The organism is Sphingopyxis sp. Q841, assembly GCF_052384365.1.
Lineage (GTDB): Bacteria > Pseudomonadota > Alphaproteobacteria > Sphingomonadales > Sphingomonadaceae > Sphingopyxis > Sphingopyxis terrae_A.
In genome coordinates, this window is the sequence record NZ_JBQSUM010000002.1 from 949177 (window position 1) to 963061 (window position 13885).

Below are 13885 nucleotides of genomic sequence, written 5' to 3' on the forward strand. Positions count from 1 at the left end.
CTCTTACAGCTTCACGCAGATATTGGTCGGTTCGGAATAGAAATTCAGCGAATGTTCGCCGCCTTCGCGGCCGATGCCCGACAGCTTCATACCGCCGAAGGGCGTACGAAGGTCGCGCAGGAACCATTCGTTGACCCAGACGATGCCCGCTTCCATCTGTGCCGCAACGCGGTGCGCACGACCGACGTCGCGCGTCCAGATCGCCGCGGCAAGGCCATAATCGGTATCGTTGGCGCGTTCGATCGCCTCTTCCTCGCTGTCGAAAGGCGCGATGTGGCAGACGGGGCCGAAAATCTCCTCGCGCACGCAGCGCGCATCGTCGGCGAGACCGGTCAGGATCGTCGGCTGCACGAAGGCGCCGCCCGCGAGTGCACCATCGAGTTCGGGAACGCCGCCGCCTGTCACGACCGTCGCGCCTTCTTCGCGCGCGAGCGCATAATAGGACAGCACCTTCTCGCGGTGGCCATGCGAGATCAGCGGCCCCATGTCGGCACCCGACCACGGATCGCCGACGGTCAGCGCCTTCGCGCGTTCGGCGAGCGCGGCGACGAAGCGGTCGAAGATCGGCCGCTCTACATAGATGCGCTCGGTGCACAGGCACACCTGTCCGCAGTTCGAGAAGACCGAGCGCACCGTCCCCGCGACCGCCTCGTCGAAATCGCAGTCGGCGAAGACGATCGCAGCATTCTTGCCGCCGAGCTCGAACGACACGGGTTTCACCCCGGCCGCGGCAACGCGCATGATCGCGCCGCCGGTCGCCGATTCGCCGGTGAAGGTGATCGCGTCGATATCGGGGTTGGCGGTCAGCCATTCGCCGGTGGAGTCGGCGCCGAAGCCGTGGACGAGGTTGAACACCCCCGGCGGCACTCCCGCCGCATCCATTACCTCGGCGAGCAGGGTCGCGGTCGAGGGCGTTTCCTCGCTCGGCTTGACGACGACGACGTTGCCGCAGGCGAGCGCGGGCGCGACCTTCCACGTCATCAGCAGCAGCGGCAGGTTCCACGGCGAAACGATCGCGACGACCCCCAACGGCCGCGCGATCGCATAGTTGATTGCACTGCGCCCGTCGGCGAGGTCGGTACGAAAACTCGGCATCGCGCGCGCCTCGGCGAGTGCGGCGAAGGCGCGAAAATTGGCGGCGCCGCGCGGAATGTCGATCGTCCGCGCCTGATGCAGCGACTTGCCCGTGTCGGCGATCTCAGCGGCCGCGAATTCTTCGAAGCGTGCTTCGATCCCCTCGGCGATGCGGACGAGCAGCTTGCAACGCTCGGCCTGCGACATCTTGCCCCACGGTCCCTTGAGCGCGGCGCGCCCGGCTGCGACGGCGCGATCGACCAGATCGCGGCTCGCCTGCGAGACGCGCGCCGCGACGCTGCCATCGACCGGGTTCACATTGTCGAACCAGCCTTCGCCCTCGACGAAAGCGCCATCGACATAATTCAGCACTGGGCGTTCAGCAAAAGGATAGGCGCTCATGCCGCCCCTCCGACCGCAACATAGCCCGCCGCATTGCTGTGCGCCGCACCAGCCTTGCCGACATGGCCTGCCATCTGGAGCAGCGACAGGATCGTGTCGTTGAACTGTGTTGGTGCTTCGAGAAAGGCCGAATGGCCCGCGTCGTTGATCTCGACGAGGAAGGAACCCGCAACCTCGGCCTGCGCGACGCGCACCGCCTCGATCGGAAAAAGCCGATCCTCGACCCCGCAAAGGAAGAGAATCGGGAACCCCTTACCCCCGAGATCGGCCGCGGGACGCGCGTCGAAGCGGCCCGCCAGATTGTGGCGATCGGCGATGTTGAAGCTTGCGATCTGGCGATAGAGCGCCGCCAGCTCGCGCGGCGCATTGGCACCAAGCACGCGCTCGATCTGCGCGAGGTCGGCGGTGTTCGCGCGCGCGGCGTCCATGATCGTCCTGATCTCGGCGCTTTCGGCGATCCCGTGCAGGCTGTCGCAGATGGCAAGCGCGGCAACACGCTCGGGCGCGCGGTGCGCGAAACCGATGCAGGTGCCGGCGCCCATCGACTGACCGACGAGCGCCACCTTCGTTTCCCCCAGATGGTCGAGCAGCGCGGTCAGGTCTTCGACGAAAGCATCGCGTCCGCGCCCGTCGAGGTCGCGCGACAGGCCGAAACCGCGGTGATCGAAGGTGATAACGCGGTTCGAGCGCGAGAGCGCATCGATCTGGCGATACCAGATCGCATGATTGCCGCCGATGCCGTGCGCAAGTACGACCGCGGGACCCTCCCCAAGCGCCTGCCAGTATATTTCGGCACCCGCCGTCGCCAGCATACCGCTGTCCATCACGATACTCCCATCAATTTGCTGAGCCGCACGACATAATCGCCGAACGCCGGATCCTCGCGCGTCATGCTCGGATCGCGCGGACGCGGCAGGTCGATGCGGACATCCTCGATAATCGTCCCCGGCCGCTCCGACATCACCAGCACGCGGTCGGAGAGCAGTACGGCTTCCGAAATGCTGTGAGTGACGAGCAGCACCGTCTTGCGGTCGCGCTGCCAGATGCGCAGCAGCTCCATATTGAGCCGGTCGCGGGTCAACGCGTCGAGCGCGCCGAAGGGCTCGTCCATCAGCAGCACCTGCGGTCCGCGGGCGAGCGCCTGACCGATCGCGACGCGGTGGCGCATCCCGCCCGAAAGCTGGTGCGGATGGCTGTCCTCGAAGCCTGTCAGCCCCAGCGTCTCCACCAGTTCGGCCAGCGCCGCCGCGTCGGGACGTTTCGCCGCCGGGTCGAGATCGACCCCGAGCAGCAGATTGTCGCGGACATTGAGCCAGGGCAGCAGGTTCGAGGTCTGGAAGACGAAGCCCATATCGGGCGACGGGGCCTGCACCACCGCGCCGTTGAACAATATACCGCCGTCGTCGAAGGGCTCGAGCCCGGCGATCAGGCGCAGAAGTGTGCTCTTGCCGCAGCCCGAAGGCCCGAGCACCGAGACGAATTCGGCCGTGCCGATTTCGGCGCTGACATTGGTCAGCACGTTGCGGCCATCGAATGCCTTGCCGGCGCCGGCCATGGAGATCACCGCGCTCATGCCGCGCGCCACCAGATGAAGCGTTCCCAATAGGCGACGCCGTAGAATAGGAGGAGCGACAGGATCGTCACGGCGATCAGCGCCGCGAAGGTCAATGTCGTATGCCCCGAACCCGAGGCAGTGAGGATGAGGTTGCCGAGGCCGTCGTTCGATCCGACGAACTCGCCCACCACGGCGCCGATCACCGCAAGCGGCATCGCGACCTTGCAGCCGTCGAGGAAGCTCGGCAAGGCGGCGGGCACGCGCAGCCGCCAGAAGCTTTGGATCGGCGAGGCACGGAGTGCGCGGAAATGCTCTTCGAGATGCGCGGGCGTGCTCGCCAGTCCGCCGAGCGTCGCGATGATGATCGGGAAGAAGGCGAAGAGGAACGCCATGATCAGCTTCGACGCGAGGCCGTAGCCGAACCAGACGACGATCAGCGGCGCGAGCCCGATCTTGGGAATGCTCTGCAACGCAACGAACAGCGGATAGACCGTGCTTTTCGCGGTACGCGAGAAATAGATTAGCGCCGCGATTGGGACGCCGAGCGCGACCGCGATGATGAAGCCCCAGAACACCTCGGTCAGCGTGACGAGGCTCTGCGACAGGATCGGCCCGCGCGACTGCCAAAGCTCGCCGAGGATCGCGGTCGGCGGCGGCAGCAGGTAGGACTGTACCCCCGACCAGCGGACGCCATATTCCCATGCGAGGCCGAGCGCCGCAAAGAAGGCGATGCTGATCGCGGCGTCGCGATTGAACCACCTGCTCACGCGTCGCCGTCCTTGCCCAGCAAGGCGACGATGCGCGCTGGTGGCGGTACGAGGAAGCGATCAAGGTGCCAGCGGTCGAAGGTTTCGAGGTCCTTCCCGTCCCAAACCGAGGGTTCATAGGGGCTGTCGGCGGTGATCTGCGTCATGTCGGTGTAGAATTCGACATTGTTGCCGTCGGGGTCGCGGAAGACGAGGAAGCTGTTCGCCCCCGGGCCATGCTTGCCGATGCCGCGGTCGATCGGGATGGCGCGCGCGACGAGCATCTCGGCGACCTGTTCCATCTCCTCGATCGTTTCGAGGCGGTAGGAGAAATGCTCGACCGCGGGATAATGGCCTTCGGGGATCGCGCTGTGCCCCGGCGGCAGTTGGAGCAGCGCGAGGTCGTGATGATCCTCGCCCGCGCGCAGGAATACCATATGATGGTCGATCCAGTCGGACACGCTGAGCCCGACGACCTCGGTATAGAAAGCGAGGCTCCGGTCGATGTCGCGCACCTTGAGCACGAGGTGGCCGAGCCGCGTCGGGCGCGGGCGGTAGGAAGCGGGATCGGTCATGGCTGATTCCCCATCGGAACGAAGACGTTGGTGAAGAGCTGCGGCGTCTGGTCAAAGCCCCGAAGCTGGCCGCTCGCCTGCAGATAGGTGACGGTGCGCGCGACCTTTTCGGGCGTCAGGCGATGCGAACCGCCCTCGGCCGCCATCAGGTCGGCAGTCTCGCGGATCTGGCGTTTGGTCACCGCCTCGTCGAGCAAGGGATAGGATTTGCGGATGATCGCGAGCGCGCCCTTCGGATCGCGCGCGGCGTCGGCATAGCCGCGATAGGCGGCCTTCAGGAAGGCGCGCACGAGATCGGGCTGCTTTTCGATCAGCGCGTCCTGCGTCGCGAAACCGCTGCCGTAAACGTCGAGCCCGAAGTCGGCATAGGCGATGCGCCCGATCGTCACCGCCTTCGCCTTCGCCGCCTTGTCGAACAGTGCCATCGAATTGCCGAGCCAGCATTCGGCGGCATCGATCCGCCCCTCGACGAGCGAAGAGACGACGATCGCCGGGTCGAGCTGGATCTGCTCGACGCGCGCCGGGTCGACGCCATTATCCTTGAGCCACGCCGGGAGCAGCGCCTGTATCATCGAGCTTTGCCCGGCGCCGAAACGCAGACCGGCAAGGTCGGCGGGGGCAGAGATGCGATGGCGTTCCTTGACGAAACAAGCGCCGGCAGGAAGCCGCATGTTGATGCCGCCGATCATCCGGACCTTGCCGCCCTTGGCGCGGCTGAGCGCGACCGACAGCGGGTCGATATAGGCGAATTCGAACATGCCCTGGTCGAGCTCGTTCGCGGTTCGCATGCCGCCGAAACCGCGCACCGGTTCGACGTTGAGTCCGGCATCGGCGAAATAGCCTTTGTCGATTGCGACGAAAATGCCCGCCATGCTGCCCTGCGGCAGCCACGCCATGTTGAAGCGCACGGTTCGCGCGCCGTCCGCCTGCTTCGCGGCCTGCGGCGCGTTGCCGCCGAACGCGCTCCACAAGGTCAACGCGGCGATCGCTGCGACGACGAGCAGCGGCGCAATCAGCGCGCGGCGCGAAAAGGCGGTGCTTTGCGTCATGCGCGCGGCAAATGCGGTGCCGAGACGGGATTACGGAGATCGCCGATCCCTTCGACCCAAGCGTCCATGACATCGCCGTCCTTCAGGAAGACGCCGCGCCCCATGCCGACCCCGGCGGGGGTTCCCGAGGCGATCAGGTCGCCGGCCTTGAGTTCAAGGATCGTCGAGAGATAGGCGATCTGTTCGTAGATGTTGAAGATCATCTCCGACGTGTTGCCGTCCTGCATCGCCTCGCCATTGATCTTGAGGCCCAAGCGGATGTCGTGCGGATCACCGAGGCAGTCGCGCGGCACGAAGACCGGGCCGAGCGGCGTGAAGCTGTCGAAGCTCTTGCCGCGGAACCAGTCGTGCGAGAAGGGAAAGTCGCTGCGCCGGGTGCGGTCGCGCGCCGAAACGTCGTTGACGATCGTATAGCCCGCGATCAGGTCATGCGCATCGGCGGCGGCGACATTCTTGCCTGCGCGGCCGAGTACGACGCCGAGTTCGACCTCCCAGTCGGGGCGCGAAACCTGCGGCGGGACGACGACCGTTTCGTTCGGGCCGACGACGCTTTCGACGGTCTTCAGGAAGATATAGGGTTCGCTCTCGGCCTTGGCGGCGAGCTTGGTCTGCATTTCTTGGGCATGTTCGATGAAGTTCGAGGCGGCGGCGAAGATGCGCCGCGGTTCGAACGGTGCTGCAAGCGCGGGCGTTTCTACGGAAGCCGCTGCACCTTCCAAAGCGCGGGCGAGCGCGAACAGCCCTTCGCGGCGGGCATCCCAGTCGCGGATGATCGTGGTCATATCGCCCGCCACCGCGGCAAAGCCGTGCATTGACGCCGCATCGTGCAGATCATGAAAAGCGTTGCCGACCCGGATCGTCGGGCGGTCACCGTCCGGTGTGGCGCGGGTGGCAAGAGCAAAGCGGGTCATGCGTCGATCATCCTTTGTAAAATTGCGGGCAAAACCGGGGGCGGTGCGACCGAGGGCCAGGACGGAGCCGATTGCAGCCAGCACGGTGCGGCGTTCGAGCGCAGGCCATGCCGCCCTCACCCGAACGCCCGGATCAGCATCCGCACCGCAACGACGGTGAGGAAGAGGCCGAACAGGATGCTGAGCTGGCGTTTGGAGAGCGCATGCGCGATGCGGGCGCCCCACGGCGCGGTGAGGAAGGTGGCGGGGCCGATGACGGCGAGGCCGATCAGGTTGACATAGCCGAGACTGCCCGGCGGCAGGCCTTCGACGTGCCAGCCGGTAACGACGAAGGCAACCGCGGCGGGCGCGCTGATCAGTAACCCGAACAGCGCCGCGGTGCCCACCGCACGGTGAATGGGCACGTTGAACAAGGTCATCACAGGCACGCTGAGCGTACCGCCGCCGATACCCATCATGCTGGAAATGCCGCCGATCGCGAAGGGAATCGCCTGCCCGACCACGCCGTCCGGCATCGTCTCGGCAATATGCTTGCCCTCCAGCGGGAGCAGCATCTTCACCGCGACGAGCAAAGCGACGATGCCGAACACCGCCGACAGCACGTCGCCACTGACGCGGCTCGCGAGCAGCACGCCCGCGATCGCTCCGAGGAAGATCGCGACGCCCCAGCGCCTGAGCTGGTCATGATCGACCGCGCCCTTGGCTTCGTGCGCGCGCGATGAGGAGATAGCGGTGGGGATGATCGTCGCAAGCGAGGTCGCGACGGCGACATGCATGCGCACGGAGGAATCTATGCCCAGCGCCGCGAGCACGAGGTCGAGTACCGGGACGATCACGATCCCGCCGCCGACGCCCAGCATCCCCGCGATCACGCCGCCGACCGCGCCGGTCAACAGCATCATCGCCGCAAGCATCGCCATATCCGGATTCAAAAGCGCCTGCATGGCCTCCCCCAACAGTTCGATCCTGCTTGTGCGGGGCAGACGATATGCAGTCAAAGATAGAAAATGCGCCTATCTATAATCAAAAATAGATAGCAGTGGCGCAAGCACCTTTATAGCCGTTCGCAGATAGCGAAACGGGAAATCGATATTATCGTATATAGCAATGCCCCCTTAGCGCAGGATCATGAAACGCATTGGCATCGCCGGGTTCGGCACCATCGGCCGCGTCGTCGCGCGCCATATAGAGAATAGCGATCTGCCGCTGGCGCTTGCCGCGGTATCGGCAGGCGATCGCGCTCGCGCCGAAGTCGCCATGGCACAGCTCGCACGGCCGGTTCCCGTCGTCGATACCGCTGAACTCGTCGCCTTGTCCGATGTCATCGTCGACAGCGCGCCGACCGCGGCGTTCCGCGACATCGCCGAAGCGACGCTATGCGCAGGCAAGACGCTGGTTACGGTCAGCGGCGCGGCGTTGATGCAATGGCCCGGGGCGGCCGAGTTCGCACGCGACCATGGCGGCCGCATCATCCTTGCGACCGGCGCGTTGCTGGGCCTTGATGCGGTGCGCGCGGCGGCGATCGGCCATATCAATTCGGTGACAATGGTGACGCGCAAACCGGTCAAATCACTCATCAAGGCCGACCATGTCGTGCACAACGGCATCGATCTCACTGAAATCGACGAACCGCTGAAGATATTCGAAGGCAGCGCGCGCGAGGGCGCCATCGCCTTTCCGGCCAACGTCAATGTCGCCGCTGCATTGGGCCTAGCCGGGACAGGCCCCGACCAGACGCGGCTCGAAATCTGGGCCGACCCGGCCCTTACGCGCAACACGCACCGCATCGTCGTCGATTCGGATAGCGCGCGCTTCGAACTCGCGATCGAGAATATCCCCACCGACGAAAATCCCGGCACCGGCCGCATCACCGCACAGAGCATCGTCGCGGCGTTGCACGATCTCGTCAGCCCCATTCGTATCGGAACATAGAAAGGTTTCCCCGATGACCACGCGCCTCCGCCATGTGGCAATCGCCTCGGCCGACCCCGACAATTCGGTCGGCTTCTTCACCGAAGTCCTCGGCTGGACCGTCGCGGGCAAGATCGATAGCCGCAACGCGCGCGGCTATTATGTCACCGACGGCCACATCAACATCGCGCTGCTGTGTTTCAAGAACCGCCCCGCCGCGGGAATGGAATTTCCCGAAGGCTATACCGGGCTGCACCACATCGGTTTCCAGTGCGACGATATCGCCGAAGTGGTCGAACGCTTCGAAAATTCGGGCTACGCGCCGCGCCACGACGTCAATCTGGCGCAAGGCCTCGGCAAAAACCCCGCCAAGGACAATGCCGAATATAAGATGACGGGGCCGGAGAATGTGATGGTGGACGTGTCCGAACGCGGCTGGGCCGGCACCGAAAGCTTCAAAAGCGCCAGCTAGGGAGCGCGGCGGCGGGCTAGTGGCGGCGCAATGCGCGTCGCTTGCGGCTCCGCCTAGCGCGCCTTCGCCTTGCCGTCGATCAGCACCGCCTGTTGCCACCGGCTTGGCGCCTTGTCGGTGCGGTGGATGCAGCCGGCCCAGCAGCAGGGGCGCTTCTTGCCTTCCTGCAACTCCTCGACGGTGCGGCCGATGCGCCGGGCGCGCGTCGCCGCCTGTTTCGCATCATCCACCCAGCAGATGAATTCATTGCGCCCGAGCGGCGTCAGTCCCTGCCATAGCGCGAAGACCGCCGGATCGGCGCATATCGCGGCCTGCATATCGTCGGCCGCCTCATGCACGGTGCCCTGAAGAAAATCATCGCTCACGCCAGCTTCCCTTCCGCTTTCCGCCGCGCGGCCTAGCGCGCCCTGCCGCACGCCACCGTGCCGGTGCCTACGTTGCGCACGGTGCAGACCGGGCGCCCCAGCACCACGGTCTTGCCGCTGCCGCGCGCGGTGATCGCGGCCGATTTGACCGCGTTGAAGATATGGTCGCCCGTCCCTTCGCTGTCCGAAATCAGTCCGTCGACCGCCAGCTTGCCGGCATCGACGACTCCCGAACCCGACAGCGTCATTTGCGCCTGCTTCGCCTTGCCAGCGAGCGTCAGCGTGCCGTTGCCGATCATCGCAACCGCCAACCGGTCGGTATCGACCGCATCGACACTCAGCTTGCCGGGACCGCGCAGGCCGAGTGCGACGCGCTGGCCCTTCATCCCGTCGATGTGAAGCGACCCCGCGCCGACCAGCGTTGCCGATTGCAGTGTCGCGGCGTTGATGCGGAGCAGCACCGCGCCCGGCGAACTGCCGCGGCGGTCGTCACCCGCGAACTGGCGCATCCCGATCACCAGCCGTCCATCGCGATTTTCGACGGTCAGCCGGTCGAGCGCATCCTGCGATCCCGTTGCCACCGCGCTCACCGGCGCGCGTGTCACCACCTCGACATCGACATCGGCGCCGACTTCGATCGCCGCGAAACTGGTGAGGCCGAAGCGCTTTTCGGCGGCGTGCGCCGACGCAGCGGACAAGAGGGCGGTCGCCGCGATCGCGGCCCATCGCATGATGCTGGTCATGCCGCCGCCTTAACCGGTTCGCGGCGGCGGCACCAGCGCGCGATCATTTGCAGGTCGCGGTGCCCGATCCCATCTCGCGCGAGGTGCAGGTCGCACCGCCGGTCAGCGTCACATCGCCCGACCCCAGGATATTAATCGCCGCGGTACCGCTCGCCTGTCCTTCGACATTGCCCGATCCCGCGACCGACACGTCGAGCGTCTGCGCCGCAAGCCCCTTGGCATCGACATCGCCCGATCCGGTCACGCTGATCGCGCCCGAATTGATCGTACCGCCGCCGATATCGACGTCGCCCGATCCCGAAATCGCGATTTTCGCGCTCTGCCCGGTCATCTTCGCGACCTTGAGGTCGCCCGATCCGGTCACCGTCGCCTCCAGCGCGTCGCCATCGACACTGTCGGCGTCGATCGAACCCGATCCGGTCAGACGCAGCATCGACAGTTTCGGCATGGTGATGCTGATTTCGACGCCTTCATGGTCGCGCCCGCCGAAGCTGAAACCGTCGCGCTTGCGGCCGATCGACAGCGTCGAACCGTCGGTGACGATCTCGAGCTGGTCGAGCTCGCCTTGCGGCCCCTTGGCCGTGATGGCGAAGGCGTCGCCCTGGCGAATCGTGACGTCGTCGGGGCCGGTGACCTTGACGCCGGTGAAGCCGTTCAGCTCGAAGCCGCGGGAGGTAACCGGACCCGCATCGCGGGCACCCGACTTGCTGTCCTTGTCGCTGTCGATCGTGAAAGATCCGCCACAGGCCGCGGTCGCCATCACAAGCGCCAGCGGCAAAACGCCAATCAACCGGTTTCGCATCATCAATCTCCTCTGTATTAGTCGCCTAACACAGAGGAGGCACACTGTCCAGTCAGGCCTACCAGCGCAGCAGCGGCGGCAGGATCAGGCGCCCGGCAATCGCCGACAGGATGACGACAAGCCCGTGCCACAGCGCGATATGGACCATATTGTCCGACGAACAATGAAGCGCGAGCACCGCCGCACCCGCCGCACCTGCCGCCACCCCGACAACCCAGCCGGCGCGTTCGAGCGAGGTCGGCGCCCCACCCTTCAGCCATGCGAACAGCGCCGCTCCGACGCCGAGCCCGGCAAGCAGCCCGTCGAGCGTGCAGCGCATCCCGCCGTGCGGGTCCATCCCGTGCATCGCCGCATGGGTATCGCCCAGCCCGACGACGAGCGCAGTCAGCGGCAGCGCGAGCGCCGCGAGCCCGGCCCAGCGCCAACCGCTATAGTCGCGCCCGACCCCGGGCAGCCCCATGCGCAAGGCGCTCCAGGTTGCGGCCAATCCCAGCGCGACGATCAGCCAGAAGGCGAACATCGGCATCGGCGCCATAGAGGCACCATGAGCCAGATCGTGCCGCATACCCAGCAGCCACAGCAGGGTGCCGCCGCCGATCAGCCACGCCGCCGCGGTCCAGGCCCCGCCGCGCAGCAGCCGGCGCGGCCGGATCGGCTTCAGATCATCGGCCAGGCCGTCGATCAGATCGTCGATCGATACGTCCGTCATGTCATTCGCTTTCAATATATTGGCTGAGCTTTTTCAAGCCGCGATGAATATTCACCTTCACCAGCGATTCGCTCTGCCCGCAAATCCGCGATGCCTCGGCGATCGACGCGCCCTCGATCTTGACCAGCGTGATCGCCTGCGCCTGTTTCGGCGGCAACAGCGCGAGCAGATGATCGAGGCTGAGCCGCGCATGGACCGCCTCGTCCTCGGCGCCCACGGCGGCGTCATTGTCGCCGAGTTCGGCCTCGTCACGCTGGCGGCGCAACATGTCGATCCAGCGATAGCGCGCGATGGCGGCGAGCCACGGCAGAAAAGCGCGATCGCTGTCCCAGGTCGCCAGCTTGCGATGCATCGACACCAAAGTTTCCTGGATCAGATCATCGACCTGATGCGGCGCGATCCGCCGCGCGAAATAGCGCGCGAGCCATGTCCGGCAATCGCCGAGCAGCGCGCGATAGGCCGCACGATCCCCCCGCTGCGAAGCGGCCATCAGGCGCGCGAGCGAAGGTTCGTCGAGGCTCATTTCCCGCGCATCCTAACAAGCAAGGCGTCGAGGGAAAACAGACCGCCGCCGCGCACGATCAGGATCGCGGCCATCGCGGTCCACAGCGAATGGACCGGCCACCACGCGTCGGGAAAGACGAATATCTGGATGACGAGCGTCATCACCAGCAGCGCGCCCGCCGAAAAGCGGGTAGCAAGGCCGATGATCAACAGCGCGGGGAAGAGATGCTCGGCCCAGGTCGTCAGCGGCACCGCGATCGATGCGTCGAGCGGCAGGCCGGAAAATTCGTTGCGGAACATGTCATAAGTGTTGGGATCGATGGCAAGGAAGCTCCCTTCGACCACCTTCGTCTGCCCCGATCGCCAGAAGACGCCGCCCAGCGCGACGCGCAGCAGCAGCAGGGCGACGCTTTCGACGAACCGGCCCGAAACGATCGCCACGCCGCGATCGTAAAATGCGACAATCTGCTTCATGCTATCCTTCTTCCCGCGCCATCTCGAGCGCCCCGGCGGCAATCAGCGACGCGATCGCCGCGCCGCCGCCCGGATGCTTTTCGGCAAGAAGCGCGATCAGGTTACGCAGCGGGCCGAAATCATCGGCCAGCGCCAGTGCCGCGGCTTCGGCCGGGGCAAGCGCGTGAACGCGCACCTCCGCATCGGGCCGGGCGAGGAGCACGAGCCGCGCCGCCGCGAGCGCGGGGTCGAGCGCCGCCGCTGCATCGCTCGACAAGCGGACGATCCGCGCAGCGGGATGCCGCCGGACCGCCAGCGACAGCAGCGCCGCCTCGCTCTGCCCCGCCAGTTCGGCCAAGGTCAGCGCGGGCGCGTCCGCGGCGTGATAACATTCGAGCCACGCCCATTCGATCCGGGCGAGGTCCTGCGCGGGCGGCGGTGCTTTTTCGCGCAGCCAGTCGGCGAAGTCGGCGCCGATATCGGCCAACGCCCGACGCCGCGCGCCGTTCGTTTCGACATAATGCCGCGACAGCCGGTTGAATGTTTCGGCGCCCAGCAGATCGCGGAACAGCGGAAACGTTTCCTCCAGCGCGACGAGCCGCGCGTGCGAGATCGTATTGGCATGGACGCGCAGCCCGCGCAGAATCTGCGCCGGATCGCCCGCGAACAGCCAGTCGGGCAAATGGTCGGGCCCGCCGTTGATCGCCGCGGCGATGACGGCCTGATCGCGCTCAAGCATCGGCGGTGACGGGTGAACAGGCCGCGATGAGCGTGTCGGCGCGCGCGGCTTCGGCGTGCAGCACCGCATAGTCCGGAACGTCGCTGTCCCATTCGACGAGTACCGGCGTCGGCCCTGCCCGGCGCAGAAAGCGGTCGAGCAAGGTCCAGCAGGCCGCGCCGACCGGCGATCCATGATCGTCGATGGCGACCATGCCGCCCTCGCCATCGGGCTTCACCGCATGGCCCGCCACATGAACTTCGCCGACCAGCCGCGGGTCGAATGCGTCGAGCCAGGCTTCGGGGTCACGGCCCAGATTATGGGCGGAAACAAGAATGTTATTGATGTCGAGCAACAGGCCGCAGCCGGTCCGGCGGCACAGTTCGTGCAGGAAATCGACCTCGCACCAATTGCTTGCCGCAAAGGCAAGATAGCGCGACGGATTTTCGATCAGGATCGCGCGGCCGAGCCGGTCCTGCACGCGCGCCACTTCACCCGCAAAATGCGCGAGCGCGGCGCTGGTATAGGGGATTGGCAACAGGTCGGGAAATTTGTCGCCGGGGCCGTTGCTCCAGCTCAGATGGTCCGACACCATGGCAGGCATATAGCGCGCGCACAGCGCCGCCAGCGCATCGAGCTCGCCGCGATCGACGCCGCCCGACGACCCCAGCGACAGGCCGACCGAATGAAAGCTGAGCGGCATATGCTCGGCGATCGCGGTCAGCCAGCGATGCGGGGGCCCGCCCGGGCCGAAATAATTCTGGGGGTGGATTTCGGCCCAGGCGGGTGCCGTGCCCGCCTCCACCGCGGCAAGAAGCGCGGCATAATGCTGAGATTTCAGTCCTATGCCGGCGCGTCGGGGCAGCCGGGGGGTAGTGGAGGCGGACACGGCGGGG

The 13885-nt window shown here is 66.1% G+C and carries 18 protein-coding genes; 2 read left to right on the forward strand and 16 right to left on the reverse strand.

Annotated features, from left to right (window positions below; genetic code table 11):
• Nucleotides 1–3: 3 nt before the first annotated feature.
• From ACT17R_RS14855 to ACT17R_RS14890, 8 genes are all read right to left on the reverse strand, one after another.
• Nucleotides 4–1476, reverse strand: coding sequence for a 2-hydroxymuconic semialdehyde dehydrogenase (locus ACT17R_RS14855; RefSeq protein WP_062900840.1), 1473 nt, complete (start codon nt 1474–1476; stop codon nt 4–6).
• Nucleotides 1473–2300, reverse strand: coding sequence for an alpha/beta fold hydrolase (locus ACT17R_RS14860; protein WP_444809729.1), 828 nt, complete (start codon nt 2298–2300; stop codon nt 1473–1475). The genes ACT17R_RS14855 and ACT17R_RS14860 overlap by 4 nt, the downstream gene beginning before the upstream one ends.
• On the reverse strand, nt 2300–3049 hold the full coding sequence (locus ACT17R_RS14865; RefSeq protein WP_062902988.1) for an ABC transporter ATP-binding protein: 750 nt from the start codon (nt 3047–3049) through the stop codon (nt 2300–2302). Before ACT17R_RS14865 ends, ACT17R_RS14860 begins: the two co-directional genes overlap by 1 nt.
• The gene (locus tag ACT17R_RS14870; RefSeq protein ID WP_062900842.1) at nt 3046–3798 is read right to left on the reverse strand and encodes an ABC transporter permease; all 753 of its coding nucleotides are present in this window, start codon (nt 3796–3798) and stop codon (nt 3046–3048) included. Before ACT17R_RS14870 ends, ACT17R_RS14865 begins: the two co-directional genes overlap by 4 nt.
• Nucleotides 3795–4352, reverse strand: coding sequence for a VOC family protein (locus ACT17R_RS14875; RefSeq protein ID WP_062900843.1), 558 nt, complete (start codon nt 4350–4352; stop codon nt 3795–3797). The genes ACT17R_RS14870 and ACT17R_RS14875 overlap by 4 nt, the downstream gene beginning before the upstream one ends.
• Complete coding sequence (locus tag ACT17R_RS14880) at nt 4349–5401, reverse strand: ABC transporter substrate-binding protein (protein WP_062900844.1); 1053 nt, start codon at nt 5399–5401, stop codon at nt 4349–4351. The genes ACT17R_RS14875 and ACT17R_RS14880 overlap by 4 nt, the downstream gene beginning before the upstream one ends.
• Nucleotides 5398–6312, reverse strand: coding sequence for a fumarylacetoacetate hydrolase family protein (locus tag ACT17R_RS14885; RefSeq protein WP_062900845.1), 915 nt, complete (start codon nt 6310–6312; stop codon nt 5398–5400). Before ACT17R_RS14885 ends, ACT17R_RS14880 begins: the two co-directional genes overlap by 4 nt.
• A 116-nt stretch (nt 6313–6428) precedes the next feature.
• The gene (locus tag ACT17R_RS14890) at nt 6429–7232 is read right to left on the reverse strand and encodes a sulfite exporter TauE/SafE family protein (protein ID WP_444809730.1); all 804 of its coding nucleotides are present in this window, start codon (nt 7230–7232) and stop codon (nt 6429–6431) included.
• 208 nt (nt 7233–7440) lie between these two features.
• On the opposite strand from ACT17R_RS14890, the gene ACT17R_RS14895 reads away from it, so the two are divergent.
• Nucleotides 7441–8244, forward strand: a complete 804-nt coding sequence (locus tag ACT17R_RS14895) for an aspartate dehydrogenase (RefSeq protein WP_062900846.1) — start codon at nt 7441–7443, stop codon at nt 8242–8244.
• 13 nt (nt 8245–8257) lie between these two features.
• The gene (locus tag ACT17R_RS14900) at nt 8258–8695 is read left to right on the forward strand and encodes a VOC family protein (protein WP_003052658.1); all 438 of its coding nucleotides are present in this window, start codon (nt 8258–8260) and stop codon (nt 8693–8695) included.
• Nucleotides 8696–8748: 53 nt separating this feature from the next.
• Here ACT17R_RS14900 and ACT17R_RS14905 read toward each other — a convergent pair whose 3' ends face one another.
• From ACT17R_RS14905 to bufB, 8 genes are all read right to left on the reverse strand, one after another.
• Nucleotides 8749–9060, reverse strand: a complete 312-nt coding sequence (locus tag ACT17R_RS14905; RefSeq protein WP_062900847.1) for a YdeI/OmpD-associated family protein — start codon at nt 9058–9060, stop codon at nt 8749–8751.
• A 32-nt stretch (nt 9061–9092) separates the two neighbouring features.
• On the reverse strand, nt 9093–9803 hold the full coding sequence (locus tag ACT17R_RS14910; protein ID WP_058812416.1) for a head GIN domain-containing protein: 711 nt from the start codon (nt 9801–9803) through the stop codon (nt 9093–9095).
• A gap of 43 nt (nt 9804–9846) precedes the next feature.
• Nucleotides 9847–10563, reverse strand: coding sequence for a head GIN domain-containing protein (locus tag ACT17R_RS14915; protein WP_444809731.1), 717 nt, complete (start codon nt 10561–10563; stop codon nt 9847–9849).
• Nucleotides 10564–10663: 100 nt separating this feature from the next.
• The gene (locus ACT17R_RS14920; RefSeq protein ID WP_062900850.1) at nt 10664–11314 is read right to left on the reverse strand and encodes an NrsF family protein; all 651 of its coding nucleotides are present in this window, start codon (nt 11312–11314) and stop codon (nt 10664–10666) included.
• A gap of 1 nt (nt 11315) precedes the next feature.
• Complete coding sequence (locus ACT17R_RS14925) at nt 11316–11837, reverse strand: sigma-70 family RNA polymerase sigma factor (RefSeq protein ID WP_003052645.1); 522 nt, start codon at nt 11835–11837, stop codon at nt 11316–11318.
• A complete protein-coding gene (locus ACT17R_RS14930; RefSeq protein ID WP_062900851.1) occupies nt 11834–12292 on the reverse strand; it encodes a DoxX family protein in 459 nt (152 codons plus the stop codon). Before ACT17R_RS14930 ends, ACT17R_RS14925 begins: the two co-directional genes overlap by 4 nt.
• A 1-nt stretch (nt 12293) precedes the next feature.
• Nucleotides 12294–13010: an HvfC/BufC N-terminal domain-containing protein gene (locus ACT17R_RS14935; protein ID WP_062900852.1), complete on the reverse strand. Its 717-nt coding sequence runs from the start codon at nt 13008–13010 to the stop codon at nt 12294–12296.
• A complete protein-coding gene (bufB, locus tag ACT17R_RS14940; RefSeq protein WP_062900853.1) occupies nt 13003–13878 on the reverse strand; it encodes an MNIO family bufferin maturase in 876 nt (291 codons plus the stop codon). The genes ACT17R_RS14935 and bufB overlap by 8 nt, the downstream gene beginning before the upstream one ends.
• Nucleotides 13879–13885: the final 7 nt, after the last annotated feature.

What these genes read in the sequence shown, in the direction of transcription:
- ACT17R_RS14900 (WP_003052658.1), top strand. Translation starts at nt 8,258, where the DNA reads ATGACCACGCGCCTCCGCCATGTGGCAATCGCCTCGGCCGACCCCGAC.
- ACT17R_RS14875 (WP_062900843.1), bottom strand. Translation starts at nt 4,352, where the DNA reads ATGACCGATCCCGCTTCCTACCGCCCGCGCCCGACGCGGCTCGGCCAC.
- ACT17R_RS14865 (WP_062902988.1), bottom strand. Translation starts at nt 3,049, where the DNA reads ATGAGCGCGGTGATCTCCATGGCCGGCGCCGGCAAGGCATTCGATGGC.
- ACT17R_RS14920 (WP_062900850.1), bottom strand. Translation starts at nt 11,314, where the DNA reads ATGACGGACGTATCGATCGACGATCTGATCGACGGCCTGGCCGATGAT.
- ACT17R_RS14910 (WP_058812416.1), bottom strand. Translation starts at nt 9,803, where the DNA reads ATGACCAGCATCATGCGATGGGCCGCGATCGCGGCGACCGCCCTCTTG.
- ACT17R_RS14855 (WP_062900840.1), bottom strand. Translation starts at nt 1,476, where the DNA reads ATGAGCGCCTATCCTTTTGCTGAACGCCCAGTGCTGAATTATGTCGAT.
- ACT17R_RS14915 (WP_444809731.1), bottom strand. Translation starts at nt 10,563, where the DNA reads ATGGCGACCGCGGCCTGTGGCGGATCTTTCACGATCGACAGCGACAAG.
- ACT17R_RS14935 (WP_062900852.1), bottom strand. Translation starts at nt 13,010, where the DNA reads ATGCTTGAGCGCGATCAGGCCGTCATCGCCGCGGCGATCAACGGCGGG.
- ACT17R_RS14860 (WP_444809729.1), bottom strand. Translation starts at nt 2,300, where the DNA reads ATGGACAGCGGTATGCTGGCGACGGCGGGTGCCGAAATATACTGGCAG.
- ACT17R_RS14890 (WP_444809730.1), bottom strand. Translation starts at nt 7,232, where the DNA reads ATGGCGATGCTTGCGGCGATGATGCTGTTGACCGGCGCGGTCGGCGGC.
- ACT17R_RS14930 (WP_062900851.1), bottom strand. Translation starts at nt 12,292, where the DNA reads ATGAAGCAGATTGTCGCATTTTACGATCGCGGCGTGGCGATCGTTTCG.
- ACT17R_RS14925 (WP_003052645.1), bottom strand. Translation starts at nt 11,837, where the DNA reads ATGAGCCTCGACGAACCTTCGCTCGCGCGCCTGATGGCCGCTTCGCAG.
- ACT17R_RS14880 (WP_062900844.1), bottom strand. Translation starts at nt 5,401, where the DNA reads ATGACGCAAAGCACCGCCTTTTCGCGCCGCGCGCTGATTGCGCCGCTG.
- ACT17R_RS14895 (WP_062900846.1), top strand. Translation starts at nt 7,441, where the DNA reads ATGAAACGCATTGGCATCGCCGGGTTCGGCACCATCGGCCGCGTCGTC.
- ACT17R_RS14885 (WP_062900845.1), bottom strand. Translation starts at nt 6,312, where the DNA reads ATGACCCGCTTTGCTCTTGCCACCCGCGCCACACCGGACGGTGACCGC.